This window comes from Bradyrhizobium sp. SZCCT0153 (assembly GCF_018129995.1).
In the GTDB taxonomy this organism is placed as follows: Bacteria; Pseudomonadota; Alphaproteobacteria; order Rhizobiales; family Xanthobacteraceae; genus Bradyrhizobium; species Bradyrhizobium japonicum_G.
In genome coordinates this window covers 517,974-544,387 of the sequence record NZ_JAFCKS010000004.1, presented here as the reverse complement: position 1 = coordinate 544,387, position 26,414 = coordinate 517,974, and the positions used below count along the sequence as shown (strand labels likewise).

General features: G+C 57.8%; 16 protein-coding genes and 3 pseudogenes. 5 read left to right on the top strand and 14 right to left on the bottom strand.

Features of this window, described 5'->3' with window-relative positions:
• Positions 1-450: 450 nt before the first annotated feature.
• The 3 genes from JQ572_RS20910 to JQ572_RS20900 are packed head-to-tail and all read right to left on the bottom strand — an operon-like array spanning position 451 to position 4,164.
• Positions 451-1,656 (bottom strand): glycosyltransferase family 4 protein, encoded by a 1,206-nt coding sequence (locus tag JQ572_RS20910; protein WP_211384695.1) that lies wholly within the window; start codon positions 1,654-1,656, stop codon positions 451-453.
• Positions 1,657-1,673: 17 nt separating this feature from the next.
• Positions 1,674-2,807: a radical SAM protein gene (locus JQ572_RS20905; RefSeq protein ID WP_211384694.1), complete on the bottom strand. Its 1,134-nt coding sequence runs from the start codon at positions 2,805-2,807 to the stop codon at positions 1,674-1,676.
• A gap of 1 nt (position 2,808) precedes the next feature.
• Entirely contained in the window at positions 2,809-4,164 is a 1,356-nt protein-coding gene (locus JQ572_RS20900) for a glycosyltransferase family 4 protein (protein ID WP_211384693.1), read from the bottom strand.
• 347 nt (positions 4,165-4,511) lie between these two features.
• Here JQ572_RS20900 and JQ572_RS20895 point away from each other — a divergent pair, with 347 nt between their 5' ends.
• Positions 4,512-6,653 (top strand): type I secretion system permease/ATPase, encoded by a 2,142-nt coding sequence (locus JQ572_RS20895; protein ID WP_211384692.1) that lies wholly within the window; start codon positions 4,512-4,514, stop codon positions 6,651-6,653.
• 69 nt (positions 6,654-6,722) lie between these two features.
• The gene (locus tag JQ572_RS20890) at positions 6,723-8,756 is read left to right on the top strand and encodes an HlyD family type I secretion periplasmic adaptor subunit (protein WP_249129141.1); all 2,034 of its coding nucleotides are present in this window, start codon (positions 6,723-6,725) and stop codon (positions 8,754-8,756) included.
• 541 nt (positions 8,757-9,297) lie between these two features.
• Here the strand turns inward: JQ572_RS20890 and JQ572_RS20885 are convergent.
• The 3 genes from JQ572_RS20885 to JQ572_RS20875 form a co-directional block, all read right to left on the bottom strand.
• Positions 9,298-10,659 carry a DUF4910 domain-containing protein gene (locus JQ572_RS20885; protein WP_211384691.1) on the bottom strand — a complete coding sequence of 454 codons (1,362 nt, stop codon included), beginning with the start codon at positions 10,657-10,659 and terminating at the stop codon, positions 9,298-9,300.
• A 29-nt stretch (positions 10,660-10,688) separates the two neighbouring features.
• On the bottom strand, positions 10,689-11,924 hold the full coding sequence (locus tag JQ572_RS20880; RefSeq protein ID WP_211384814.1) for a class I SAM-dependent methyltransferase: 1,236 nt from the start codon (positions 11,922-11,924) through the stop codon (positions 10,689-10,691).
• Positions 11,925-12,093: 169 nt separating this feature from the next.
• Positions 12,094-12,675, bottom strand: a complete 582-nt coding sequence (locus JQ572_RS20875) for a dTDP-4-dehydrorhamnose 3,5-epimerase family protein (protein ID WP_211384690.1) — start codon at positions 12,673-12,675, stop codon at positions 12,094-12,096.
• Between the two features lie 579 nt (positions 12,676-13,254).
• Between JQ572_RS20875 and JQ572_RS20870 the strand changes: the two genes are divergently transcribed.
• Positions 13,255-14,664 carry a glutamate-1-semialdehyde 2,1-aminomutase gene (locus JQ572_RS20870; protein ID WP_211384689.1) on the top strand — a complete coding sequence of 470 codons (1,410 nt, stop codon included), beginning with the start codon at positions 13,255-13,257 and terminating at the stop codon, positions 14,662-14,664.
• A 128-nt stretch (positions 14,665-14,792) separates the two neighbouring features.
• Here JQ572_RS20870 and JQ572_RS35130 read toward each other — a convergent pair whose 3' ends face one another.
• The 6 genes and pseudogenes from JQ572_RS35130 to rfbF form a co-directional block, all read right to left on the bottom strand.
• On the bottom strand, positions 14,793-15,098 hold the full coding sequence (locus JQ572_RS35130; protein ID WP_244550073.1) for a Crp/Fnr family transcriptional regulator: 306 nt from the start codon (positions 15,096-15,098) through the stop codon (positions 14,793-14,795).
• A gap of 63 nt (positions 15,099-15,161) precedes the next feature.
• A pseudogene (locus tag JQ572_RS35445) lies at positions 15,162-15,455 on the bottom strand (hypothetical protein); the annotation flags it as partial.
• Positions 15,456-15,810: 355 nt separating this feature from the next.
• Positions 15,811-16,079, bottom strand: a pseudogene (locus JQ572_RS35545) (transposase); the annotation flags it as partial.
• A 285-nt stretch (positions 16,080-16,364) separates the two neighbouring features.
• Positions 16,365-17,135 carry a LuxR C-terminal-related transcriptional regulator gene (locus JQ572_RS35440; RefSeq protein ID WP_211384687.1) on the bottom strand — a complete coding sequence of 257 codons (771 nt, stop codon included), beginning with the start codon at positions 17,133-17,135 and terminating at the stop codon, positions 16,365-16,367.
• Between the two features lie 299 nt (positions 17,136-17,434).
• Complete coding sequence (locus tag JQ572_RS20855; RefSeq protein ID WP_211384686.1) at positions 17,435-18,493, bottom strand: NAD-dependent epimerase/dehydratase family protein; 1,059 nt, start codon at positions 18,491-18,493, stop codon at positions 17,435-17,437.
• 13 nt (positions 18,494-18,506) lie between these two features.
• Positions 18,507-19,349 (bottom strand): glucose-1-phosphate cytidylyltransferase, encoded by an 843-nt coding sequence (gene rfbF, locus JQ572_RS20850; RefSeq protein WP_211384685.1) that lies wholly within the window; start codon positions 19,347-19,349, stop codon positions 18,507-18,509.
• Between the two features lie 171 nt (positions 19,350-19,520).
• On the opposite strand from rfbF, the gene JQ572_RS20845 reads away from it, so the two are divergent.
• Entirely contained in the window at positions 19,521-20,768 is a 1,248-nt protein-coding gene (locus JQ572_RS20845) for an acyltransferase family protein (protein ID WP_249129140.1), read from the top strand.
• A gap of 50 nt (positions 20,769-20,818) precedes the next feature.
• Here JQ572_RS20845 and JQ572_RS35110 read toward each other — a convergent pair whose 3' ends face one another.
• Both JQ572_RS35110 and JQ572_RS35105 read right to left on the bottom strand, forming a co-directional pair.
• Positions 20,819-21,730, bottom strand: a complete 912-nt coding sequence (locus JQ572_RS35110; protein ID WP_249129173.1) for an aldo/keto reductase — start codon at positions 21,728-21,730, stop codon at positions 20,819-20,821.
• 213 nt (positions 21,731-21,943) lie between these two features.
• Positions 21,944-23,023: pseudogene (locus JQ572_RS35105) on the bottom strand (acyltransferase family protein); the annotation flags it as partial.
• Positions 23,024-23,825: 802 nt separating this feature from the next.
• On the opposite strand from JQ572_RS35105, the gene JQ572_RS20835 reads away from it, so the two are divergent.
• On the top strand, positions 23,826-26,318 hold the full coding sequence (locus JQ572_RS20835) for an Ig-like domain-containing protein (RefSeq protein WP_211384683.1): 2,493 nt from the start codon (positions 23,826-23,828) through the stop codon (positions 26,316-26,318).
• Positions 26,319-26,414 lie beyond the last annotated feature (96 nt).

Sequence of the window (26,414 nt, the reverse complement as noted above, 5' to 3'; positions counted from 1 at the left end):
ACGCCCGGCGCTTCGACACCTGACCAGCTTCATCGGGCCGGCGAATCCCCGACCCGGAGCCTCTCAGGGTTCGACGGCTTTCGGAAGCCCCAATCTATGTCCATTATCTAGGCAATGGGAGAAATCCAGCTTGTGCTGGCCGCTGGCCGACCGATCGGATCCGGTCGCAGAGCCCGTGGCTCCCCGAGGTTTCGGTCGCGGGCTACAGACTCTGGACGCCACGCCCATCGACCATGGCCGACGCTATCGCCAGACCATAGTTGCGGGAGGACCGCAAGAGCTGAGATCTCAGCACTGAGAACCGGGGACGCCCGACTTGAAATCAAGCTCCGAGTAACAGCCATAATCCTCGGCACCGCCGGCCCGGGAGCGGCATCGCTTCAACCCGATCAACGTATGGGGCGCGCCAATATGCTGCCAGACTTTGTCGTCGAAAGCACTGGCAATGCCTCAATGGTTGGCTGGTCTGCCATATGCCGATTGTTGCGACCTTGCGCTGGCGCCCCAGCTTGCGCGCGATAGATCGTCTTGCTGCCGTGTCCGGCCGAGCAGGTCATCATAGATATCCGACGTTCTCGATGCGATATCGGACCAATCGTACCGCAAGGCGCTTTCGCGACGTACCATTTCGCGCTCAGACGCGCTCAGACGCGTCTTTGTCAGCACCAACAGCTTCGCACCCAACTCCTCACAATCACCGACATGGAAAATGTGCTCGGGATCGCCCACCACCTCCAGGTTAGGTGCGATATCGCTTACCAGCACCGGCAATCCATAGCTAAGCGCTTCAAGCAGAACGATCGGCAATCCCTCATGCGACGACGGCAAAACAAACAGTGCCGCATGGGCGTAGAGTTGTCGCAGCCCGTCGCCGGTCTGAAACCCGGCCATGACAACGTTCTGGTGGCGGGCCGCCTCTCTAACCAGCTGATCCGCGTACTCATTCTGGTGGTCGATCTTTCCAACTATGGCAAGCTTCCATCCCGGCATTGCCGCAGCCAGGAATGCGCGCAAAAGATCGAGCTGCCGCTTCTCAGGAACAAGCCGGCCGACCGTCAATATGTATCGTCCCGGCTCCAATCCCAACCCGACCACCTGTTCGCTTTGCTGCGGCAAGTCCGAGAACACCACGCCATTCGGCACCACCTCGCAGGGTTTGCCATATTTGGAAGTGATGAGTTCGCCTATGCTGCGACTGACTGCGATGCGCTTGCTAGCATAGCGCATTCCGACAGCTTCGCCGGTCCTCAGGACCATACGCGCCGCCCAGCCCCATTTTTCCCTATTGTAGTCCTCACCATGATGCGTGACGACGACCCGCAGGCCGACAGCACGAAGCAACGGCGTTACAATTGCAGGACCTATACCGTGAATGTGCACCAACGCCGGCCGCCGCACCATTGCGACAAGTGCGCAGACTACGGAATGGAGCAGAGTCTCCAGATACTTGTTACTTAGAGTCCACAGTCGCAGTACCCGCACCCCCTTCCAGACTTTGGGGACATTCGGGGCGACGTAAGGAGATCGCATGCAGACGGTAACCCCCCTGCCTAGCTCGACCAACCTTGGTGCGAGATTTTCTGCATGCGTCTCGATACCACCCTGAATTTGAGGGAAGCCACGGAAGCCGAACATGTAGATCTCACGCCTTCTCATCTGGACTTCCTTCCAATCTAATTGTTCATAAATGTTCGCAGCGGGTAATGCTCGTCCGGGGTTATGCGGCCCTTGACCAGCCGGGCCTTGACATTTTTGTTCAAGAACGACGTTCGCTCGACATGCGGCGATGGACGCACGTCGGAATAATCAATATAGCTGTCAAAGCATATGCTCTTGCCGATCGAGACCTTGAGCTTGTTCTTGATGACCCATAACAACGGCTCGCCTTTTGGAAGCTGAGGGACCAAGTTGGACCGCATCGCGGTCCGCGCGGTCGTCACCATCCAGCAGTTCTGCCCGCAGCTCGCGACCTTTTTCCGTGTCTGCTGAGCGGCCTCGCTGTTCATGATCTCGTTCCATGATTCCCGCGCAAGATTTCCCATGGGCAGATCCGAGCGGACGTTGCAAGCCCATACGTCCGACCACGGGTCGATAAAGGCAAAATCCTTACCCGCACTGCACGGGATCAACCGATCATGACCGAGAATCTTCTCGATCAGGCCAAGGTTCAGGTAGGCCCGAAACCAGTTCTTTGGCTTCGGACTACGCAGCATCGCCGAAATAAGCCCTTCAACCTTCCGCGCGACTGCCTTCCGATCATAGAAGTAATTGTCGTTCTTGTAGAACTGCCACGCATTGTGAAGCGTGGAAGTTGCCAGCTCGAATCCTTCCTTGCGAGCGAACTCATAGACATTGACGAGCTGATCGACGTTTTCGTCCTGGATGACCATCGCAAAGCCGAGGTCGGTGCCGCCGGCTTCGCGCAGCATACGAAGTCCCGCGATCTTGGTGCTGTAACCGTCCTTCTCCCCGCGAATTCTATCGCTGGTCTCCTGATCGCCCTCGAGCGAGAAGCGTACCTTGATGTTGGGGTGTTTCTTGATGATCGGAACGAGGCGCTCCGGATGCAGCCCGTTCGACGATATTTCCGTCACTCTTGCCTTCGGATAGAGAAGATCGATCATCTCTTCGAGGTCTTTGCGAAGCGTCGGCTCTCCACCCGACACATTCAAATTGTCGAAGCCGGATGGAAGCTTCGACAACGTAGCCAGCGACACCTCTTCCTTCGGCTCGGTCGGATTCTGCCAGATGTAACACATCTGACACTTGGAGTTGCAGCGGAACGTGGAAATGACGGTAAGGTCCATTTTATGATCCAACTTTCCTGTGTAAGCCGACTGATGCAATCAGATCCTCGTATAACGAGAGTAACGCCGCACCGTGTTTCTCGAGCGAGTACTCGTTCTCGACGGTCTTGCGTGCGTTGCGACCGAACACCTCGCGACGACTGCGGTCGACGAGGAGAGTTCTGACCTTTTCAGAGAGTGGAATAACGTCGCCAGGGTCAAACAACAGACCTGTCGTCCCGTCTCTGACCAACTCGGGAATTCCGCCAATGCGGGAAGCGACGATTGGCTTGCCATGCGCCATCGCCTCAAGAATCGAGAGAGGACTGTTTTCGTGCCACACCGAGGGCACGACAATCAAACCCGCCTCCCTGATTGTGCGCTCGAGGTCGATGCCCATGAGATGCCCTCTAAACTCCGCCGCGGGGTATTTCCGCCGAAGCTCATCGAAAAGCGGTCCAGTGCCGGCGATTACCAGCCGCCAGGCGCCTTGGGCGGTCGCATGAGCTTTAAGGAGATCCTCAACGCCTTTTTCAGGCGACAGGCGCCCGAAATACAGTGCGTATCCGTCATCGCCGACAGAGGTATCGATACGCGATGCGTCGATCCCGTTTGGAATATGAACCACCTTATCTGCACCGAACCGACGGACGATGGCCTCATACATGAACTTGCTCGGCGCAATGAATTTTCCGACGCGATGATAGCTTCCCAGCAGCGCGTGATAGCGCGCCTCCGCCCAAAGCAAGGCGCTGCGCCCTAGAGAACCGTCGGCGCAACGACGAGCGAGAATCGTCTCGAAGGCGCCGTCGCCGCATCTCGCACACACCTGTCCGTTGCTTAGCTGCGTATAGACGGGACACACCGGTTTGTAGTCGTGAAGCGTGAGAACGACGGGAACCCCCATTTCCGCTGCTGCGGTGACGATCGAGGGAGTGAGCTGGTGATAGATGTTATGACAGTGCAATATGTCCGGCTTCTCATCTCGGATGAGGCGCGTAATTTGCGAGACAGCTTCGGATGAATGAATAAAGGATAATGCCGATCTCAGCTTTTCGCGTCTGGATGATGCGTGATACGATTTCTGCGAGACGAAGTACGATTGGAAGCGTGATGGAATATTTCGATCGTCATTCATGGAGAATTCGACGACATCAACATTCCGCCTGCGCATCAACTCCATCTCGTCGAACATCACGACTTCGGAGCCGCCGTTACGAAAGAAGAACTTGTTCGCAAACAACACTTTCATAGCGTTCCGACCCGATCCGCCAAGCCGTTCTCGTCTAGAAGACGGGACATCCTGCTCCGGACTCAGCCTTGAGCGCGCCACCGAAACAGCGATTTCTTCGCTGAAATCGAACGAAGGCTCCGTCATCGCCGCGGTCCTTTTCTGGAGACCGAAACAGGCCACACTGCGGGGCGGACACCAACGCCTGCAGGATGGTGTTCGGTCGGGCAGGCTGATCTCGTCGCAACTACAACCATCAGCAGGATGATAGGCGACCGCTATGCGCCGATATTGACGGCCGTCAACTCGCCACCAGTGCGCGGCCTAGGATGATGGGGTGCTGGCCCCTCTTCGAGTCGGAATGCGGCCCAATTCTGAGGATACGGGCTGCGTCTAAGGACGCGCTCGGGCGTCAAAACGACATAACTTCGTGATCGGCGAGAACTGCCCGGTGACTGCCGGATCGCAACTGCTCGATGCAATGCGGAGAGAGGATGCCCGAGCACCTTGAGCCAATTGGCGCAATCCCCGATCAAGGGTTGATCGCGTTGGTTATGATGCTCCGCTTCAACGGCCTCGCCATAGATCCTGAGCGCATCCGTCATCAGTTTGGGACCATTATCAGGGTCGCCGAGATTCTCCGCTCTGCCAAGGAGCTTGGGTTGAAGGCACGTGTCGTCAGGACCAATTGGTCTAGGCTTTCCGGTCTGCCGATGCCCGCGCTCGCGATCCTTCGTGAGGATAGATTTCTTATCTTCGGAAAGGCCACCGAGGAGCGGGTCATCGCGCTTGAGCCGGGTCGCCCGCAACCGGTCATGATGTCGCGGATAGAACTCGAAGCCGTCTGGGACGGCGCGGTCATTCTGATGACGCGTCGAGCCGCTCTTTCCGATCTTGCACGGCGTTTCGACATCACGTGGTTTCTCGGCGCAATTCGAAAATACCGGCGATTGCTCCTCGAAGTCCTTGCAGCATCGTTCTGCCTTCAGCTGTTTGCCCTGGTATCGCCGCTCTTCTTCCAGGTGGTTATCGACAAGGTTCTAGTGCATCGCAGCATGAGTACGCTGGACGTACTCGCCATCGGCCTCGTAGCGACCGCGATGTTTGAAACGATCCTCGGAGTTCTCCGTACATACCTCTTCTCTCACACCACCAACCGAATCGATGTCGAACTAGGCGCTCGGCTATTCCGTCACCTGTTGGCCTTGCCGATCGGCTACTTCCAGGCTCGGCGGGTGGGTGACTCTGTCGCGAGGGTCAGGGAACTCGAAAATATCCGCAATTTCCTGACGAGTTCTGCTCTGACCTTGGTCATCGACCTGTCCTTCTCGGTTGTCTTCATTGCAGTGCTGGCCTTCTACTCGCCAACGCTAACCTGGATCGTCCTCGCTTCGCTTCCGGTCTATGTCGCAATTTCTGCCGGAGCGACGCCTCTGTTTCAGCGGCGGCTCGACGAAAAATTTCGGCTGGGTGCGGAGAACCAGGCCTTTCTTGTGGAGAGCGTCACCGCGATGGAAACGCTCAAGGCGATGGCTGTCGAGCCTCAGATGCAACGTCGCTGGGAGCAACAGCTCGCCGGATACGTCGCAGCGAGCTTTCGTGTCATCAGCCTGGCGAACGTGTCCAGCCAATCGGTCCAGCTTGTCAACAAGCTGGTCGGCGTCGCCATCCTCTATTTCGGCGCTCGCTTCGTCATGGCTGGAGATCTTACTGTTGGCGAGCTGGTTGCTTTCAATCTGATCTCCGGTCGCATCAGCGGCCCGGTCCTCCGATTAGCCCAGACTTGGCAAGATTTTCACCAAGCCAGGCTCTCGATCGCGCGCCTCGGCGACATCCTGAATACAGAGCCGGAGCCTGTTTACAGCCCTGGAAAAACGGCGCTGCATAGCATCCGAGGTGATATTGCGTTCGAACAGGTAGCCTTTCGCTACCGCATCGATGGGCCTGAAATCCTTCGAGATGTGCAGCTGCACGTTCCGGCAAGGCAGGTCATTGGAATAGTGGGCTCCTCGGGCTCGGGGAAGAGCACTTTGGCCAAACTGGTGCAGCGGCTGTATATCCCGGAGCGAGGCCGGGTCCTCGTCGACGGGATCGACGTGACTCAGGTTGACCCCGCCTGGCTGCGCCGACAGATCGGTGTAGTTCTCCAGGACAGTGTCCTCTTCAACTGTTCGATCAGGGACAATATTGCCTTCGCGGATCCCGCGACATCGACGGAGCGTGTGGTTGAAGCGGCCACAATGGCCGGTGCACACAATTTCATTCTACAACTACCGAACGGATACGACACGATAGTCGGCGAGCGCGGGAGCAGCCTGTCCGGCGGACAGCGTCAGCGCATTGCGATTGCGCGCGCGCTGGTAACCAATCCCCGGATCCTGATCTTTGACGAGGCGACCAGCGCACTCGACTACGAGAGTGAGCACATCGTTCAACAGAACATGGCCAAAATCGTGCACGGCCGTACTGTCCTGATCATTGCGCATCGGCTATCGGCCTTACGAATGGCCGACCGGATCATCACGATTGAAGATGGCCGCTTGGTCGAGGATGGTTCTCATCAAGAGCTGGTCAAGCGCGGAGGACGTTATTCAAAGCTCTTCCGCCTACAGTCTGGCTTCCATGACCTTGCATAGCCTGCCCTTCGCTTGCGTCGACACCGACAGGCGACACGGTCGAGCTCACGCGGGCATCGACGAGGCCGCATGAAACAGACGACGGCAGAGACGTTCGACGATCCGGGGCTGTTTGTGCTCGACCTCCTGCTCCGATTGCGTGGTGTTGACAGCAGCCTCGATCATATTCGCCAGCGGTCCGGCTACACGCCTATCGATGTCCCGGAAATGCTCGCTTATGCGAGGGAGCTCAATCTCTCTGCGAGCTGTGTTCTGACCGATTGGGACGGACTATCGGCATCAGCCCTGCCTGGCATCCTCCCGATTCGCAGCGGCAGCTTTCTCCTACTCGGAAAAGTACATGGCTATGAGGCCGTGGTGATGACCGCTGGCGCCGCAAGGCCATCTATCATTTCCAGATACGAGCTTGAGTCCAATTGGGACGGACGGCTCGTCGTGATCGCCCATCAACGCGCCATCACCGCTCGGCTACTGCGCTTTTCACGATGCTGCCTGGAATTCATCCGGCGTTCAAAGGAGCGATCCCTGATTGTTAGGGCACGACTGGCTGGTATGTTTTCGTCTCGCGCCGATCGCGCATCTGCAATGTCCAAGCAGCGGCCGGCCGCGCCGACGGAGCCTCCCCGGAATGCGAACAGCGGGAACGCGGTCATTGTTTTCGCGGATCACGCCCGCAAGCTCGGCCGCGCCGTTGTCGGGCTGACGCCTTCCCACAGGATTCATCCGAGCGAAGCACTCGCTTTCCTCCCCGCAGCACTCGAAATCATCGAGACCCCTCCTTCGCCCGTTGGACGTACCATCGTCATCAGCATCACGGCGGGTTTCATTGTCGCCTTGCTCTGGGCCTGCCTTGGAACCATCGACATTGTTGCTATCGCTCCTGGCAAGATCATCCCGAGCGACCGAACCAAGACCATCCAGCCCTTCGAGACCGCCGTTGTTCGCGCGATCTACGTTCACGACGGCCAAACCGTCAGAGCCGGTGAACGCCTGGTTGATCTGGATGCGACCATTTCCGCTGCAGAGCTGAACCACCTCAAGAGCGATCTGATGAGTGCGCAGCTCGACGCCTCACGCCTGAAGGCGTTACTGTCAAATAAGACTGATCCCGCTTCGGCGTTTAACCCGCCCCCAGCCGCCACAACTGCGCTGATCGAGATGCATCGTCGCTTTCTCGTCAGCCAAGCCACCGAGCAGGCTGCCAAACTCGCTGCAATTGACCGCCAAATCTCACAAAAGGAAGCTGAACGGGCCACTTCGAAGGCGTCGATGGATAAGCTGAAAGCCACAATTGGCCCGCTCCAGCAGCGCGTCGAGATACGCGAGCAGCTGTACCAGAAAGAACTCGGTTCTAAGCTGCAGTACTTGGCCGACTACCAAGAGCTACTCGGTCAACGACAGGAGATACTCGTTCAGCAAAGCCGTTTTGGCGAAGCAGATGCCGCCGTCGGGGTTCTGGTGGAGAACCGCAACAAGACCATTGCCGAATACGAACGAACGTTGCTCGAGGAACTCGCCAAGGCGGAACAGAAGGCTGCCGGTCTAAGCCAGGACGTCATCAAAGCCGAGCGGCACACCGGCCTGCAAAACCTGACTGCGCCAATTGATGGCGTCGTACAGCAACTCGCAGTTCATACCGTCGGGGGTGTCGTCACGCCGGCGCAACCAATCATGATGATCGTTCCAATCGATAGCAATCTCGAAGTTGAGGCCATGATCTCGAATCAGGATATCGGCTTCGTCGAGGCAGGCCAGAACGCCGCCATCAAGATCGATACCTTCAATTTTACCCGGTACGGACTGCTACATGGCAAGGTGATCAACATCTCCCAGGACGCCATTCCCCGGAACAAGCCACCGGAGAACGGCAACACCAGGCCTCTCGGCGCCGGGACAACCAGCAGCGAACCCAATGGACAGGAGCTCGTCTACGCAGCGCGGGTGTCGCTCGACCGCAGCTACATGAACATCGAGAACAAGCATGTCAGCCTTTCACCCGGTATGGCCGCCACCGTCGAGATCAAGTCTGGATCACGTAGTGTCATTAGCTATCTCTTATCACCGATCATGCGGTATAAGCAGGAAAGCTTGCGGGAGCGGTAGCGCACGAGCAGCTGTGCAAGGGTATTCGCTGCAAATACCACGCGCTGTTACTGATGACGTTTCGCGGATGGCGAAGTCAGGATATCGATCAGATGCGGAACTAGACGGCCGGCGCCGGCCCCGCAGACTCCCCCGATGACCTTCACTGCGGCGTCGAGAATCCGACCATGCCGATCCGTCGCTAGCAACTGCATGCCTTCGAGAGCAAGCGCGCTGAGGATCACCAAGGCAAGAACAGCCCATGTACGACGTGTCATGCCGAACGAAAACGCAGAGCCCATTACAGCGAAGGCAGCGAAGTGCTCCAGTTGAAGACCAGCCAACCTCGGACGACCTTGAATTGGTGTTAGTGAACGTGATGAACACGAGTACCACCCACCCGACAATGAGCACCACCCTCTGTATCATGACCTCTCGCCGGTCCGGGAATGCTCAAATTCGACGTGCTGGCGAGCCATTTTTCCAGCGGACACCATCAACTCGTCGCCCTTCAGCTGTCTCAACCTCTATCGGCGGCCAAACACCACCCGCCTTGACGAAACTAGTTTGTCGGGCTCGGCTCGGTTTGCTTGATGAGACCAGCTCGGCTCAGCGCGGCGGCCGCTTCCTTCATCACCGCCCAAGGCAACTTGGATCGTTCGGCGATGTCGAAGAGTGAATGATCCCCGTCCGACATGTTCAGGACCCATAGCAGCCCCATCTGGAAGTCTCCGGCCGCGAGCCCGCCCAATCCACGATAAAGGCCATAATTGCCCAATTTTGGCTCGCAGAATGGCTTCTCGTTCCGAAAGTAGGCGTTGTTCTCGATGACGTCGATGGCTGCAATCGCCTTCGTTAGAGTATCGTACAGCGCAGCAGGGCGAACAAACTCCAGATTATCGGCCGAGCTGTGATACTCCGCGAATCTACCGAACGGCGTTCGCATTACGGTGCCGATTGGTAGGTTGAAGCCAGGCGAGCAATATTGCCGCTCGTCATAGCCGTAAGGTGAGAACTCCTGGATTTCGTGCGGTTCGCCGCTCTGCTCAAGCACATAGGACCAGGCTCGATCGATCTCTGTGTTGCCGCGGCGGCTCCTCTTGTAGGTCATCGCCCCCGAATCGCCGGCGCAGGTCAACACAAATCCATGCTTCACCCGACCGACATGAGCCTCGTTGAGCGCCAACCAGGTGATCGCTCCAATAGTGCCGGGGATAAATACGAAGCGATATGTATACCTGAGCTCCATCTTCCGAAGGTGCTGCGCCAGCGCGGTTGCGACCGCGATCCCGGACAGGTTGTCATTGCAGAGCGACGGATGACAGATATGGCAGGAGATCAGCACCTCGTCCGAGGTGCGACCAAGCAGTCTCAGATCGCCGTAAGTCAGATGACCCGGTGCGAGGCTGGCATCGATACAAACCTCGTAATCGTCCTCCTGCATTGCCAATAGGTCATTGTGCGGCAGACAGAAGCCCCAGGTCTTCTGGTAATAGCTTGTCCGATAGGGAATCCAGTCCGGCTTATCCGGATCCGAGTAGAGGTGAGGCTTAAGCTCGTCGAGCGTCATGTGCGCCCTCACCGGTATGCTGTAGCCCAGGAGGTGCAGGTTCGACTTCCCGAAATCGATCACGCGCTCGCCGGCGCTGTTCTTGACATATGCATCACGCACGTTCCACTCCGGTGGAACGGTCCAATCAAATACCTGGAGGCCGGACGGTACTTCGCACGTGGTAAGAGGAACGTAGTTCCGGATGAGATCGATCGTTCTTCGGATCCCATCCCCCGTTATGCTGCGGGAGATGGGATACATATCCGCAATAAACTCGTGGAGTGCACGTCCGGTCTTGTCCGCTGACAGGTCAACGGCCGCCTCACTCTCCCTGAGGTCCGCGAAGTCTGCATGCCTTGCAATGTCATCCATGCTCCACGTCCCTCCGGTATCCGGTCGGCTCAATCCACGATCCTGGGCTCGGGTATCGGCACCACGAACTGAGCTCCCCAACTGCGGGCGAATGACAGCTGGCTAACGATCTCCCGCTTCAGGTTCCAGGGTAGAATGAGAATGTAGTCCGGCTTTGTCACGTTTATGCGTTCGGGCTCGAGAATTGGAATGTGGGATCCCGGCAACAACGCCCCCTGCTTGTGTGGGTTTCGGTCGACCGTATACTCAATGAGGTCCGAGGTTATGCCGCAGTAGTTCAAGAGTGTGTTGCCCTTGGCTGGGGCGCCGTACCCGACAACACGCTTGCCCTGTCGCTTTGCATCCTCCAGAAAGGAAAGAAGCTTTTGCCTGGTTTCCACAGCGCGCTCTTCGAATGCGTCGTAGTGGTCAAGATTGGCATATCCGGCATCGATTTCGCGGCGCCTGAGATCCAGTACCCGATGGGAGATCGGATGCCATCCTTTGTTGGCGTGCTGAGCATAGATTCGCAACGAGCCACCATGGGTCGGCAACTCTTCGACATCAAACAATGTCAGGCCGTGGGCGGCAAAGATCTTCTCGACAGCGATAAGCGAGAAGTATGAAAAATGCTCGTGATAGATGGTGTCAATCTGACACTCGTCAAACAGACGCATCAGATGGGGGAACTCCATCGTGATGACCCCCGCGTCGGCGAGAAGAAGGCTCATGCCTTTGACGAAGTCATTCAAATTTGGCACGTGAGCCAAGACATTGTTTCCGATCAACAGATCAGCGCGTAGCCCCTCGCGTCGCAAGGTACGGGCTGCACGTTCGCCGAAGAACTCCACACGGGTCGGAATGCCCTTCGCGCGCGCAACGGCAGCGACGTTCTGAGCCGGCTCGATGCCTAGAACCGGCACATCGGCTTCGACAAAGTATTGCAGCAAATAGCCGTCGTTGCTCGCGATCTCGACGACCTTGCTGTTTGCCCCGATTCCGAACCTTTCGATGACTCGGGTGACGTAGGACTTAACATGCTGCAGCCATGAATCGCTGTAGGATGAAAAGTAGGCATAGTCTCCAAAGATATTCTCCGGCGCCTCCCATTCCTCGAGCTGGACAAGGAAGCACTCTCCGCAAACGTAAGCCCGCAACGGAAAGAAGCGCTCGTCTTGTTTGGCTTTCTCGTTCCGGAGATAGGAATTTGCCAATGGAGACATTCCGAGATCGATAAACACACGTTCAAGAGGCGCGCTGCAGAAACGACAACAGCTCAACTCCATTGCATGCGCAGTTGGTGCTTTGACGTTAAGGGTGGATGCTGCTTCTTTCAGCATTCTATGCTCCTGCCGATGGCAATCTGTGATGTCACCGACACGCTAGCGTTGGTCGGGACAGAGCTATTGACGGTCGTCAAGTCACGTTTGCTTTTTGCGAACGTGGAGCCCTCGCCTACGACCTCTTGGGGACAGCGATATTCATGCGGGCCTTCAATTCGTTCCCGATATTGCTGCGGGGCTTCCATGCCCTGTCACGATCCGAGAGCACGCGCACTTCTGCCGGCCAGGAAATTCCAAGCGAAGGATCGTCATGCGGCAACCCGCCTTCCGCGCCCGGCGTGTAATAGTTGCTGATTAGATAAATCAGCTCTGTGTCGTCAGTGAGCGTGATGAAACCATGTGCGAAGCGTTCCGGTATGTAGAGCCCGCGGCCATTGTCCGCGGAGAGGTTAACGATGATATGTCGCAAATAGGTTGCCGATTCCGGCCGCAGGTCGACGATCACGTCGGCCACCGCGCCCTTGGTGCATCGGACGTACTTGTTTTCCGTCGCTGGGGGATATTGGAAATGCAGGCCGCGCAGCGTACCGCGTTTTGCGTTGTAGCTGATACTTGCCTGTGCGACGACGGGCTTGAGGCCGTGCGCAAGAAATGTGTCGGCGCAGAATACCCGAGCGAAGTATCCCCGATTGTCCTGATGCCTATCTATCTCCACCGTGTAGGCGCCGGCGAGGATTGTTTCGGAAAATATCATGAGGCAGATGAAATAGCTGGGTTCAGGCTACTAGATGAACACGATCCGACAGAGTTTGGCTGCAAGCCACAGCAGAGCTAGATCCCACGCAACGACGCTGACCAGCGCAAATGCGATACCGAGGACAGGCCATTCGAAACTTCGGCTCGCCGCTTTCGTGCCCCTAAACTGGGTTGCGTAGGTTGCGTTTCTGAGTTGTTCGAATTCAGACATTGCCCGCTCAATCCGTGACATGACCTCACGACAGCCTAGCCAGAGCTGAATTCGCCAATCTGACAAAGCTCAATAACGGTGGGCCATGCAATGGCGGCGTTCAAACGATGCTCTGGGTAGCGGGGTGATGTACCCCGCCAGGCCAGCTGCGTCCGCCCCAAAAAACGGAGATTGTCAAAAGGTCGACTACCTTTGCAGTCAGCCTGACCGAACTGCGGCAATTGGGAAAGGTCGTCTGGAATCCAGGTCGCGGCTGATGCCAAGTTGAGAACCCTCAAATGCGTGACATTCTTGTGTCATCAAATGCAGCCGGGCGGCGCGTAATTGCGGTTCTTCGAACATCACGCGTTGAAAAGGGGTTTGGCGATGAATATTAGGTCGAGTTTTTTCGCGGAAACAAATCTAGACAACTTCGCAGCGTCGGGAGCGCTGCGATTTCGGGCGCGCGCTGCGATCCCGGGCGGAGCACATACTTACGCGAAGGGCGACGATCAGTACCCGCTCCTCGCGCCAGGCTTCATCTCGAGAGGCTTGGGCTGCCATGTATGGGACGTCGACGGCAACGAGTTCATCGAATACGGAATGGGACTGCGCGCGGTGTCGCTGGGCCATGGCTTTCCAGCTGTCATGCAGGCCGCAGCCGCGCAGCTGGCACAAGGCACAAACTTTACGCGGCCTTCGGCACTTGAGGTCGAATGTGCGGAGCGCCTGATCGAGCTCGTCCCCGCCGCCGAAATGGCGAAATTCACCAAGGACGGATCAACTGCCACGACGGCTGCCATACGGCTTGCCCGAGCTTATACGGGCCGGGACATGATAGCGCTCTGCTCCGGTCAGCCCTTCTTCTCCTACGACGACTGGGCGATCTGCACGACACCCATGAGCGCCGGCATACCCCGGGCTATGGCGCAGTTGACACAGGGATTCCGGTACAACGACCTGTCCTCGGCGGAGGCGCTGTTCGCTCGATACCCGGGTCGGTTGGCAGCCCTGATCCTCGAAGCCGAAAAGGAGGTACCGCCGACGCCGGGATATCTCGCCGAACTGCACGAACTGTGTCATCGGAACGGTGCTCTCTTGATCATCGACGAGATGATCACAGGCTTTCGATGGCCGGAGTGCTCTGCCCAGCGTCACCATGGAATTAAGGCCGACCTATCGACCTTCGGCAAGGCGATGGGCAACGGCATCGCAATTTCTGCGCTGCTCGGCAGACGCGAAATCATGGAGCTGGGCGGCCTCAATCATGATCGCGATCGCGTCTTCCTGCTTTCGACGACACATGGTGCCGAGACTCACGCTTTGGCTGCGGCCCTGGCCGTCATGAACACCTATCGCGACGAACCAGTCATCGAGACGCTCCATCGCCAAGGAAATCGCCTGAAGGCCGGCATCGAAGACTCCACGCAGCGCCGCGGATTAACCCGCTATTTCAAGCTCGCCGGCCGGACGTCCAACATGGTCTATGCTTGTTGTGATCGTGACGGAGTGCCATCACAGACCTTCCGCACATTGTTTCTCCAGGAGACAATCCGCCGCGGCTTGCTAGCGCCCTCACTGGTCACAAGCTATTCGCACACCAACGATGATATCGACCGAACCATCGAGGCCATCGACGGCGCACTCGCCGTATATCAGAAGGCGCTGGAGGACGGGCCGGAAGCCCATCTGATTGGCAGGCCGGTCGCACCGGTGTTCCGTCGACAGGCCACTTCGACTTCGGCCGGAACGCCGAGAACGAGAGTTCGCGGGTCAAGCGATGCGAAAGCCAGTTAGCCGATCAAGGCCTGGCGCGCGGCGGTGTAGTTGTGAAAGCCTCAATCTGATCACGTTCGACATCCGAGGATAACCCGCCGCGAACCACAAAGAACAGTCGCGGCGAGACGCTTACAGCACGAAGCGGTTTAATCAACGGCTCGCCCGTTGGAAATCCTCGCTAGCCCCTCAAGATCGGTGAACTTGATCGTCTTACGATTGGGAAGGTCGATGACCTTCTTCGCCTTGAACTCGGCCAAGGTACGACAAACCGTTTCGAGCGACGTTCCAACGTGATCGGCGATATCAGCCCGGGGTAACTGAAGTCGGAGCGCGCCAGGGCGTTTTGGGTCCGCAGGCAAGTGTGGCCGTATGCGCAGCAAGAGCCAGGCGATGCGCGCCACGCAGTTCTTTTGGCTCATGGTCATCACCAAGGTGAGGGTATCTGCCAGCACCTGGTGGGCCCCACAGGGCTCATCGCTCCGGCACACCCCAGAAGTCCTCGATCGGATAACGCGACAATCTGTCACGGCCTCTGCAGTAAACTGCTGATGGGTTGAATGGGTCGGCATAACGACATCGCCGGGCCAGTAGAAAGCAAGAATCTGGCGATTTCCGTTCTCAAGAAGGCGGACTGCCCGTACGACCCCCTCAACGATCTCGATCTTCTGAGCTTCTTCCTCTCCTTCCCAAAAGAGAGCCCTGCAGCGAGGTACGAAGGACGTAGACGGGCGTCGAAAATCGGGAACGCTGGTCGATCTATGAACTTGCGGAGAAAGTTTACCCTGAAGTAAAGCGGATTCTGTAAGCATTTGAATTCACCTCAATACGTAATCCAATACGTTGAAGTGTAGGCGGACCTAATCCGAAGGATACTCAGGCTAAAGCGTTAGGATTTTACTGGTTCCGTATAAGCCAGTTGGACTAGTCCGTCGGGCGAAGAAACTGTTCGCTGCCTATGCCGCGCTCAAAAGAGCAAAAAGCTCGTGCAAGCTCGCAGTGAAAGTGCTCACGCGTGTACCAGCTGTGCCCAATTACACAGCGCCTTCTGTCGGATCGATTTTTTGGGAAGAGTTGCGGTCGAGGAGCGCAATTGTCCTTGCTGAGTAATTTGATCCGAAGCTGCGAGCCTCCCACGAGGTTCCCACAATTCACATGGCAACCAGTTGCGTGCGCCAGAGCGTTGCGCATGAGGTTGACGCGGCAACGCTGCCAGCTGGCGTTGAGAACCTTGTTCTCGTTGGGGGGATCGGAGACGATGCCGCGAAGGCTGCCTCAAGGAGACTGAATATCCGTTGCCGAGAACCCCGCGCCAGCCGTCGGCGTTGACGCCGACCGCGACGATCGCCACGACCCGGACGATGCATCCCTGCTGGCTAGCCCTTCACTTGGGTTGCGTCGATCCACAGATATGGCCAGTCGCCCTCGATTGGACGATAGGGCTTTCACCTGGTTCGTCCACGAGCGCGCGGAGCGTCATGATATCGTCGATCATCGGTGGTTCCTCGGTTGCGCTGGCGCGTCGCAACCCAATCCTACCGGCGACTCTCCAGTCTCCGCAAAGCTGCCGACCCGCTAGGATCTCAGGCGCGTAGGCGAGCGTTGCTCTGCCGAGCTCTCCACCACCATTCGCCGGGGACACGGCCCCGGGGTTGCATCTCTAGCAGCCGGCGCCGAGCAAGACGTTGTTGCCAAGCGCGGCAAGCTGGAAAATGCAGCGATCACCCGGCTGGTCTTCGAAAGAGAGGCCTGTCCGTGGGCTGCGCCCATCGATCGCCAACGATCAACTCCGAACCTGGGCCTGAGCCATTACCCCGGTCGATCGAGAACCTCTTGCTTCTCATTCTGCTAGCCAACCTGTCCCTGGGCCCGACCAACTTCGCGGCTATAAAGGCCGCCTCCGTCCGATTGCGGGCACAAAGCGCGCGCAGAAGCGCCGCTGTATGGATCTTGCTGGTTCCTTCCGCGATGCTTAGCTCGCGCGCAATCTCTTTGTTCGACATTCCTTGGGCCAGCAGCGGAAGAATTTCGTTCTGCCGGCGTGTCAATCGCAGAGCCTCCAGGTTGAAGTTGACCGCCTGAGGGGGCTCTGGTCGGCCTACATCATCATCGGCCAACCACCGCGGAACATAGATGCGTCCAGACAGCAAATCGCCGACCGCGGACAGCAATTCCTCATCCGACTGAAGCTTGGGCAAGAATCCATGAAATCCAGCCGAAAGACATTTCAGCACGTCCGTGCGGCTGCTCGAAGCCGACATCACTGCAATACGAGTAGCGGGCCTCAAGTCGACGACTTCCGAGAGAACCGAGAGCGAACGTTGGTTAAGACAACCTAGATCGATCAAGATCAAATCGATGCCTGTCTCCAGCTCAAAATTCTCAAGCTGTGCCATGTCTATGACGCGGGACTTCTTAAACTTGGCCTCAACTACATCTCGGAGACCGCTACGATAAACACTGTGCTGATCAACTATTAGGATGACTGGCACTGCTCAATCTCCGAGCAATCCCGTACTCTTACCCGGGACTCTCACATCGTTGGCAGCTTGAACTGATGAAACGGCAAAACAACCTCACCCATTGGTACTTCTGCTCGGTGTTCCCTTCCCTCCGGCCATACGCGGCCACCCATAATCAGGATTGCCGCATTGCAATAATATTATGATCAGTTGAGGAAAAGTCAACTGGTGATAGCAATTCGTTTCCAACGCTGCCGCGCGGACGGGCTTCGACCTGGGTCCATCGGCGTCGGCAGGCAAATACGCGAACCTTCCCGCCGCAAAGGCTACTAAGTGCGCGCGAGCGCCGGCACGATTTCGGGAATTGGCGTCCACCGCAAATGAAGATCCAGTTGCTCGGTGTACTGCAGGTGTCGAAGCTCCAAAAGGCGAGTAAATGGCGCGGCATTGAAGGTCGCTTCGTCTAATTGGATGCGCTGGAATACCCCGCTCAATTGCCGCGCGCCGCGCTCCGCATTCCATTGGCAGCGGAAATTCGGCATGTGGGCCCTAATCTTCGCAAAGGAGACGCGATAGCTGCGATTGTCCGGACCACTCGGACCAAACGAAAGATCGCAATCGGTGAAAGTGTCGTTAACGATCTCCGCGATCTCGCGCACCGTATAATTCTGACTTTCATCGCCGACATTAAACGCCTCGGCGCAAACCGCTTCGCGGGGAGCGTCCAAAGCGCACAGGATGGCTTGGCAGATGTCCTCGATGTGGACCAACGGACGACAGGGGGTGCCGTCGCTCATGACGCGAATTTTTCCTGTTGTGAAGGCCCACCCCGCAAGGTTGTTCAGGACGAGATCGAAGCGCTGCCGGGGAGACGCTCCAAACGCGGTGGCGTTACGCAGAAACACGGGCGTGAACCGGGAGTCAGCCAGTTCGACGAGATCGCGCTCGACGAGCACTTTGCATCGCGCATAAGCCGTCTGAGGTTCGCAAGAAGACGTCTCGGATTTCACCTCGCTGCCGGCCGCTCCATAGATGCTGCAAGAGGACGCATAGATGAATCGCCCGATTCCCGCCTCCCTGCACTTGCGGGCAAATTCCACGGAGCCGCGATGGTTGATCTCCATCGTGATCGCAGGGTCATTCTCTCCCAGCGGATCATTGGAGAGCTCCGCGAGGTGCACCACAGCGTCAAACCCCTCCAAATCAGACAGTGACAACTGCCGCGTATCGCGCGACATGACCATTGGCCGTGTCCTGCCGTCATCGAATAGCCAGCCGCGGCGGTAGAGGCCCGTGTCGATCCCGATCGCATCGTAACCGTGCTCGAGCAGCCTCGGGCCGAGCACCGCACCGATATATCCGTCAGCTCCAGTGAAGAGAACGCGCATCTGCTTCATCTCCTCAGATTGTTGTCCGATCGGCGATTGCGGGGTGCGATAACTTGTTGCTTCCATTCGCGGCAACGCCCTTATTCCAGACGTACCAGGGTGGATCCCCGGTATCCCAGAGATCCTGGAGAATGGCCTTGTCGCGCAAGGTGTCCATGTTCTGCCAGTAGCCACGGTGCCTGTAGACAGCCAGTTGATCCTGCTCGGTCAGACGGGCGAGCGGCTCGCTTTCCCAGCTCGTGCTGTCGTCGTCGATGAGATCGAGGGCCTGAGGTTCGACAACGAAGAAACCTCCGTTGATGACTTGACCGTCGGTCGCGTCCTTCTCGCGAAAGCCGGCCGCGCGGGGGCGATCAGACGAGAGATTGATCGCGCCAAAGCGGCCGGGTAACTGGACCGCGGTGACAGTCGCCAACGCGCCCTGCTGATGGTGGAATTTGATTAGCGCACGTATGTCGACATCGCTGACGCCATCGCCGTATGTCATGCAGAAGGTCGAATTCCCGAGATGCTCGCGCACTCGTTTGAGGCGTCCCCCGGTCATCGTCTTCTCTCCGGTATCGACCAGCGTAACCTGCCAAGGCTCCGATCCGTTTCGATGCATTTCGATGCGGTTGCGCTGAAGGTCGAGCGTGAAGTCTCCCTGGTGAGACAGGTAGCTCATGAAATAGTCCTTGATCATCGTGCCCTTGTAGCCACAGCAGATGACGAACTCGTTGAGGCCATGATGGGAATACAGCTTCATGATATGCCACAGGATCGGACGACCACCGATCTCAACCAGCGGCTTCGGCACCACCGAAGTCTGCTCGCTCAATCTCGTACCGTAGCCACCGGCGAGAATAACAACCTTCATAGGGATCTCCTGTCCTAGGTTCCCGACCGAAACATGCGCAGATGCACTTTCGGATGGCGCAGTTCTGACCGTAGTTCGCTGGGGCACGACCAAGTTGATGACCGTCAACTCGGCAGACATCGGTTGATGCCGCTCACCGCGTCATGACAAGCGTTCGCGTGCATAAACGATTTGACGATCATCAACTTGCCGATCTGCGCTGCCGATATTCAAAGATCGAGGCGAACGCCTACCACCCCGGAAGAACACGCGATGACATCGATCGGTGACAAGTGGGAAGCGGCGAAGGGACGGCCCGCGGGTTTCGATCTCGTGCGCATCTCATTGGCAGTCGCCGTCATTCTTTGGCACTCTGTCGCGGTTTGCTACGGCTTGCCCGCCGAACAATGGTTCTATGGTGGCTCATTGAAGCCCATTGTCTGGCTTATCGTCCCCGCCTTCTTTGCCCTCAGCGGCTTCCTCGTTGCAGGAAGCCTCGAACGGAACAACCTTCCGGCTTTCGTCACGCTGCGGGTCATCAGGATATTCCCCGCCCTGACTGCAGAAGTCGTAATCTCGGCTATGCTGATCGGCCCGCTCTTCACAAACCTCGCCCTGTCGCACTATTTCACCGACCCCGCCTTCTTTCGCTACTTCCTCAATGCAATCGGTGACGTTCACTTTTATTTGCCCGGCGTCTTTGCCGACTTGCCCGTACCAAACATGGTAAACAGCCAGCTTTGGACCGTTCCGCACGAACTAGAATGTTATGTTGCCATCAGTGCGGCCGCGTTAATCGGCTTGACGAGGCGCCGCCGACTCTTCTTGTTCGCAGTCCTGTTCGTAGTCAGCGCATTGGCGCTGCGTGACATTGTTGGCGGGAAGCCCGCTTCGCTTGCCGCTCCACCGGGCCGGATGCTAGTTCTCGCCTTCCTGTGCGGAGTGGCGCTGTTCCTGAATCGAACCCGGATCGTGTTTTCGCGTTGGCTGCTGCTGATCAGCCTCGTTGGCTTCGTTGCTTCCGTCCTCGCCTCGAGCCGCGCCGGAGAGGATCTCGCCGCGCTCTTCGTCAGCTACCTCACGGTGTATGTCGGACTACTCAATTTCAACGTCGGACCTGTCACCCGGGTGACCGACTACTCGTATGGCATCTATCTTTACGGGTTTCCCGTTCAGCAAACAGTTGCCCAGTTCTTGCCGACCTACCGCATTTGGTACGTCAATTTTGGGATCAGCCTTGCCGTGACCTCGATCTTCGCGATTGCATCCTGGCATCTGCTCGAATCCAGGGTGATGACAGGGAAGAAGCAGATCCTGGCGTTCGTCTCAATGCTCGTGGATCGAGTGCGGTACATGCTCGTAACCGCGTGGAGTTCGCTGTTTGGCCGCCCTGCGGAAGCCCGTACAGCGCCTTCCAAGCCGCCGGTTCCGACAAACTGAGCCGATATGAGCTCAACCGGCAGCCACGGAAAGACAAAACCCGAGCTGCCTCAAGTCCTCGAGAGGAGACGGGTCAGTCGACGAAATAAGCCCGTTTGCCCATAGGATGCAGGATCGGGGCCGATTCTTCCATCAGGCCGATCGAGCCTCGAAATGACGGCGTGGTCGTCGCTGGTCAACTCAAAGTCGAACAGGTCGATGTTCTCGGCCATGCGAGCTGCCTTTGCCGATTTCGGTATCGCGATCGTGCCGTTTTCGAGGTGCCAGCGAAGCACGATCTGCGCAGGCGAACAGCCGCACCGTTCTGCGATGGCCAATATTCTCGGATTGGTGAGAGCCGCGCCCCGCCCGAGCGGACTCCATGCCTGAGTCACGATGCCATAGCGCTCGTGGATATTCCGTAGCTCGCGCTGTTGGAACGCTGGATGCAGCTCGACCTGATTGACCGCTGGTACGACGCCGGTCTCATGCACGATGCGTTCCAGATGATCGGCCATGAAGTTCGATACACCAATCGACCGGACACGTCCTTGTTTCTGGAGCTCGATGAGCGCACGCCAAGTCTCGATATATGCCCGCCGTTGAGGGCATGGCCAATGAATCAGATAGAGATCGACAACGTCGAGTTGCAACCTAGCAGAGCTTGCGTCAAACGCACGCATTGTCCGATCGTATCCCTGATCCTCATTGCGAAGCTTCGTCGTGATATAGAATTGGTTTCTTACCTGCTTCAGGGCCGTGCCAACTCCGCTCTCGTTTCCATAATCCGCAGCCGTGTCGATCAAGCGATAGCCTGCGTTGATCGCGGATGTGATGACTTCCGGCGCAATCGCGTTGTCGACCTGCCAGGCTCCAAAGCCGAGCTGAGGCAATGCATGGCCGTCCTTGAGCGACACCATCGGGACTCGAGTTGCGACTGCTGCAAGGTGCCCTCGCGACGGTTCTGCCTGCTTCAGCGGCATTCCAGAGGCAGCCGACGGCAAGGACGGTCCGGCTCCGGCGGCAGCAGGGGGCACCGCAGCACGATCAGATCCGAGCGCGTATGGCAGAGCGGCGGCGTCAACAGCCACCGTAGGATGCAGCAGACGACTGTCGGTCCAGCCGCGAAGCATCTTGGCCCTCAACCAGTCGCGGATCGTTGGGGTGCGGGCTTCAAAAACGAGATAGAAGATTGCCGCTGTGAACAGGCAGGCCAGCATGAAACTTGCGTTAAGCCCGACCGAGGCCAGCGTGAATTCCTGGCGATCACTGGCGGCGGTGACGTTCAGGAGCAGCAGGATCGGATAGTGAATCGCATAGAGGGAAAAGCTGAACTTTGCGAGCTCCCTGCCGGCTCGAAGAAATGAAGGCAGACGCACCTTCAGACGGTCTATGCCAACAATGAATGCGGCCGTCCCTAACCCGACCACCATGCTGAACGACGCCCATTGAGGGAAGATGCCCTTCAACGTGAGAAGATACAGTCCCGTCATGCTCAAGAGAAAGCCGCAACACCACGCCCAGGCCGGCGCAATCACCGCATAGGCGATCACGCCGAAGCACCAGATGAAAAAAAAGAAGACAAACTTCAGACCGACATGCGTGCCGCCCGCGTCATGGTGTTCGGCGAGCGCAAACAGCCCGAAGACCGTGAAGATCATCGCGATGTAGGCCGGTTTCTTACGCACCGAAATCAGCGCAAAAAACAACACATAGTACCAGAATTCGTTCGACAAGCTCCAGAGGGCCGCATTTCCTGCGAATTCCGAACAGGCTATCGTCTGGAAAAACAGGCCGTTGCAGATCGCGGCGGCCGCGCCAACAGGCGCGTGAAAGATGACCGCATTATTGTAGACGTCCTGATGCGAGGACACATATACCTGCCACCCCGCTGACTGCCGCGCCGAGATATAGAGGCAGAAGGATATCGTCAGCGCAGGCAGGAGCACGACATAGAGGCGCGATAAGCGCGCCGAGAAATAGTCAACAGCGTTCAGCCGTCCTCGCAAGGCTCCAACCAGAGCTGGCCCTCCCACAAGGTAACCGCTCAAAACAAAGAACACGAGAACAGCCGCGGGGCCATTCGCGCTTGCTGCCCACAGAATGGAATAGACCGCTCTCATTGCCGGGTCGTAACTCTCGCCCGGCAGCTTCTCCATGAACATCAACTGATAGGAATGGAATGCCAGCACCTCGACGGCAGCGAGGCCGCGCGCAAGATCGAGCCAGTCCGATAGAACACTCGAAATTCCGGTCTGTGCACGAAAGCCGATCACGTGATGCCTCCGTCTCGAACCCTTTCGGCGAACCACAGAAGAGACGCCTTTCCTCTCGGTTAGACCCAACCGTTCCAATCGAGTTGACGATGCTCAATAATGAGCGGCGCAACAATAAGAGGTGCGGAAACCTCTCGTCGCAGGGATTTCGACCACCGCACCCGTCGAAGGGTCGATGCTCAAAGCTTCAAATGTCGGAAACGGCATGCGTCTCACTGAGGCGGGACAATTCGACGCAATGCGCTCAACATGCGACCACACCACAGCGAGCCAAACACAAAAACAGCCGGTATTTCCTCGTGATAGCAAACGTGGTGATAAAATAGCTCCTGCTGCCTCAAGCCGCAAACGCCACCATTAGACGGCGATGATGGGAGAGCGCCTCACTGCCACCTCATTCCGCAACAAATCAATCACATTGACGACAGATTCTGTTGCGAGCGTGAACTCGGGAATGCGCTAGGTTGCATTTGCAGGTCGTTGCGCTGACGACCGGTTGCTCAAAATGAGTGCAGTCGCAGAAGCTGTGAAGAGTTCGTTGCGACGCGTCGATTGAACTTTACTGCGGCTTGGTTCATGCTTTGTGGAAAGGCTCAAGGTGATTCGGCAAGTCCGATTTCGGTAATGCGAGACGATGGCCGCAGGGCGTCCGGCCGGTTCTTGCAACTTTCGAGTATCAGCAGAAACAGCGTTTAGTTGGCGCGAACGGCGAAACGTCGATTGTGCGTTCTGTCCTCGCACGTTCGCGGGCAGCTTTAAACGTTGTCTCACATTCACACATTCGAACGACTAGGAAAGTGAAATGGGGATTTCGCTATCGGAGCTGATCAAACAGAACACGCTTGGGCTCAGCGAGGGGTATCCTGCCGGTGTTCCGCACAGCTACAGTTGGTACAAGGGTTGGAATCCTGGCGGTCAGATGACCCCGCCCGCCGGCTTCACCGCGGTCGAAGGTTGGGGGCAGGTCTATACGGAGGAAGGGGCTCCAGCGTCCCCAAGTTCGGACATCGAAGTCGCGAACGCAAGAACCTACGTGCACATCAAGGAGACCGGCCAGTGGTTGCTGGTTCAGGACCAGTCAAAGCTTGGCATCGGAGGCGGGCATTTCGTCTCTGATTTCGCCGGTAACTCAGCTTATCCGATGACGGTGACTCGCCTGTCAAACGGAGCGGCGAGCTTTGATGCGCCTTCGACCGGATACAACGATCATTTCTGGTATGGATCGCGCGGGACCTACGCAGCTGGCACGGTCGACGGCGTTTACGTCCAGATGGACATGAGGAAGACCGATCCCAACGCGAAGCTGGTGGGCATGGTGGGCGTGGACTGGTGGCGCAACGCGACAGCGCCGTATCTTGCCGACCACAGCAACAATCCAGGTGTCGGAGGCAGCAACTGGGTTGAGCTATCAACCCAGTGGAAGACGATCGGTTACTATTCCATGAGCACTGCGGCGTTCCAGGCAGACTTGCCTCCGCCGTTGTTTGGATCTTCTCCTCCAGTCGAGCCTTCCGACACGCTGGCACCGGCATCGCCCACGATAGTCGCAATCACGCCGGATACAGGTACCGCCGGAGACAACATCACCAACGTCAAGCAATTGACGTTGAGCGGAACGGCAGAAGCGGGCAGCACAATCAAGGTATTTGAGGGCACCACCGCAATTGGCACGGCCAAGGCCAGTGCGAGCGGCACCTGGAGCCTGACCACTGCCCAATTGCCGGACGGCAATCATGCTTTCACCGCAACCGCCACAGACGCTGCAGGCAACGTCAGTTCAAAATCCGCTTCTCGCAGTATCCTTGTGGACACGCTTGCGCCAGCAGCCCCCAAGATTGCCGCATTCACACCGGACAGTGGTACCGTCGCGACCAAGACGACCAACACCAGGCAACTGACATTGGGCGGCACGGCGGAAGCGGGAAGCACGGTTAAGGTCGTTGAGGGAACGACCGTGATTGGCACGACCACTGCTGACGCGGGCGGCGCTTGGCGCCTGACAACGGCCCAGTTGGCTACCGGGAACCATGCCTTTGCTGCGATGGCCACTGACGCTGCGGGCAACGTCAGCACGAAATCTGCCGCCCTGAATGTGACGGTGAGCGCGCCCGTCACCTCACCACCGGCAAATGGAAAGAACTTGCTTGTCAACGGGTCGTTCGAGGCAACGTCCTTGGCGCCCTTCGCTGGCGGCCGTTGGGGAGCCTACAAGTCGGTGTCCGGCTGGACCGCGATCTCCGGCGGCACGATCGAGCTCTGGAACAATCTTGGCGGAGTCAAGGCGAGCGACGGCGGCAATTTTGGCGAGCTCGACTATGCCGGCGCCCGAGATGGATTCTACCAGGACGTCAAGACCGTCGCGGGACAAGTTTATCAACTGTCCTTCGATGCGCGGTCACGGCCCGGCTTCACCGGCGCGACCTGCTCGATCGAAGTTTTGTGGAATGGCTCAGTCATTGCGACCGTTCCGCCTGGCAGTAGTTGGGACGCCTATGATTTCAAGGTCGTAGGCACCGGCAGCAACGATCGCCTTGCCTTCCGCGAAGTAGCTAGCCAGGGCAGCGACGGCCTGGGTGCCCTCTATGACAATATCGAGCTCACCGTCGCCACGGCGACGCCAGCCGATTCACTACCGGGGGGCGCGGATAAGACTCTCCTGGTGAACGGATCGTTCGAGTCATCCTCGCTGACGCCACTCCAAGGCGGCCGCTGGGGGGCCTTCGATGCTATCCCAGGCTGGCACGCCATCAGTGGCGGAACCATCGAGCTCTGGAACAATCTAAATGGCGTGAAAGCGAGCGACGGCGTCAACTACGGCGAATTGGACTATGCTGGAGCCCGTGACGGACTTTACCAGGATGTGAAAACCGTGGCGGGGCAGCAATACGTCCTTTCCTTCGATGCGCGCTCGCGCCCGGGATTCACAAGCTCGACCTGCTCGATCGAAGTCCTCTGGAATGGCTCGGTCGTTGGGCTGGTTCCTCCCGACAGCACCTGGCAAAACTATGATTTCACGGTGACCGGTACAGGCGGGCAGGACCGCGTGACATTCCGCGAGGTCGCGGGCCAAGGCAGTGACGGGCTCGGTGCGCTCTATGACAATGTGTCTTTGGTTGCAAAGCCGGCGAGCTCTGCCTCGGCGTCCCTGCTGAGCAGTGCAAGTCAGGCGGTTGCGCTAATGAACCAATATGCCGCAACCGATGCGATCACAACCAGCGCGGTGACGAACGGGCCTCTCGCGGCCGATCCGAACGCTTCACTCGCGCAGACGCTCTCGTTGCCTGCCCAACACTAGTTTTCTCGCGATGGGATAGAACAAAACCTCGGGGCGCCGTTTCACGGCCCTCGCATGCTCGCTTGCGCCAGCCCGTGAGGAACGCCTTCACGCAAG

What these genes read in the sequence shown, in the direction of transcription:
- JQ572_RS20890 (WP_249129141.1), top strand. Translation starts at nt 6,723, where the DNA reads ATGAAACAGACGACGGCAGAGACGTTCGACGATCCGGGGCTGTTTGTG.
- JQ572_RS20910 (WP_211384695.1), bottom strand. Translation starts at nt 1,656, where the DNA reads ATGAGAAGGCGTGAGATCTACATGTTCGGCTTCCGTGGCTTCCCTCAA.
- JQ572_RS20900 (WP_211384693.1), bottom strand. Translation starts at nt 4,164, where the DNA reads ATGACGGAGCCTTCGTTCGATTTCAGCGAAGAAATCGCTGTTTCGGTG.
- JQ572_RS20880 (WP_211384814.1), bottom strand. Translation starts at nt 11,924, where the DNA reads ATGGAGTTGAGCTGTTGTCGTTTCTGCAGCGCGCCTCTTGAACGTGTG.
- JQ572_RS20835 (WP_211384683.1), top strand. Translation starts at nt 23,826, where the DNA reads ATGGGGATTTCGCTATCGGAGCTGATCAAACAGAACACGCTTGGGCTC.
- JQ572_RS20870 (WP_211384689.1), top strand. Translation starts at nt 13,255, where the DNA reads ATGAATATTAGGTCGAGTTTTTTCGCGGAAACAAATCTAGACAACTTC.
- JQ572_RS20875 (WP_211384690.1), bottom strand. Translation starts at nt 12,675, where the DNA reads ATGATATTTTCCGAAACAATCCTCGCCGGCGCCTACACGGTGGAGATA.
- JQ572_RS20855 (WP_211384686.1), bottom strand. Translation starts at nt 18,493, where the DNA reads ATGCGCGTTCTCTTCACTGGAGCTGACGGATATATCGGTGCGGTGCTC.
- JQ572_RS20885 (WP_211384691.1), bottom strand. Translation starts at nt 10,659, where the DNA reads ATGGATGACATTGCAAGGCATGCAGACTTCGCGGACCTCAGGGAGAGT.
- JQ572_RS20895 (WP_211384692.1), top strand. Translation starts at nt 4,512, where the DNA reads ATGCCCGAGCACCTTGAGCCAATTGGCGCAATCCCCGATCAAGGGTTG.
- JQ572_RS20905 (WP_211384694.1), bottom strand. Translation starts at nt 2,807, where the DNA reads ATGGACCTTACCGTCATTTCCACGTTCCGCTGCAACTCCAAGTGTCAG.
- JQ572_RS35110 (WP_249129173.1), bottom strand. Translation starts at nt 21,730, where the DNA reads ATGCCGCTGAAGCAGGCAGAACCGTCGCGAGGGCACCTTGCAGCAGTC.
- rfbF (WP_211384685.1), bottom strand. Translation starts at nt 19,349, where the DNA reads ATGAAGGTTGTTATTCTCGCCGGTGGCTACGGTACGAGATTGAGCGAG.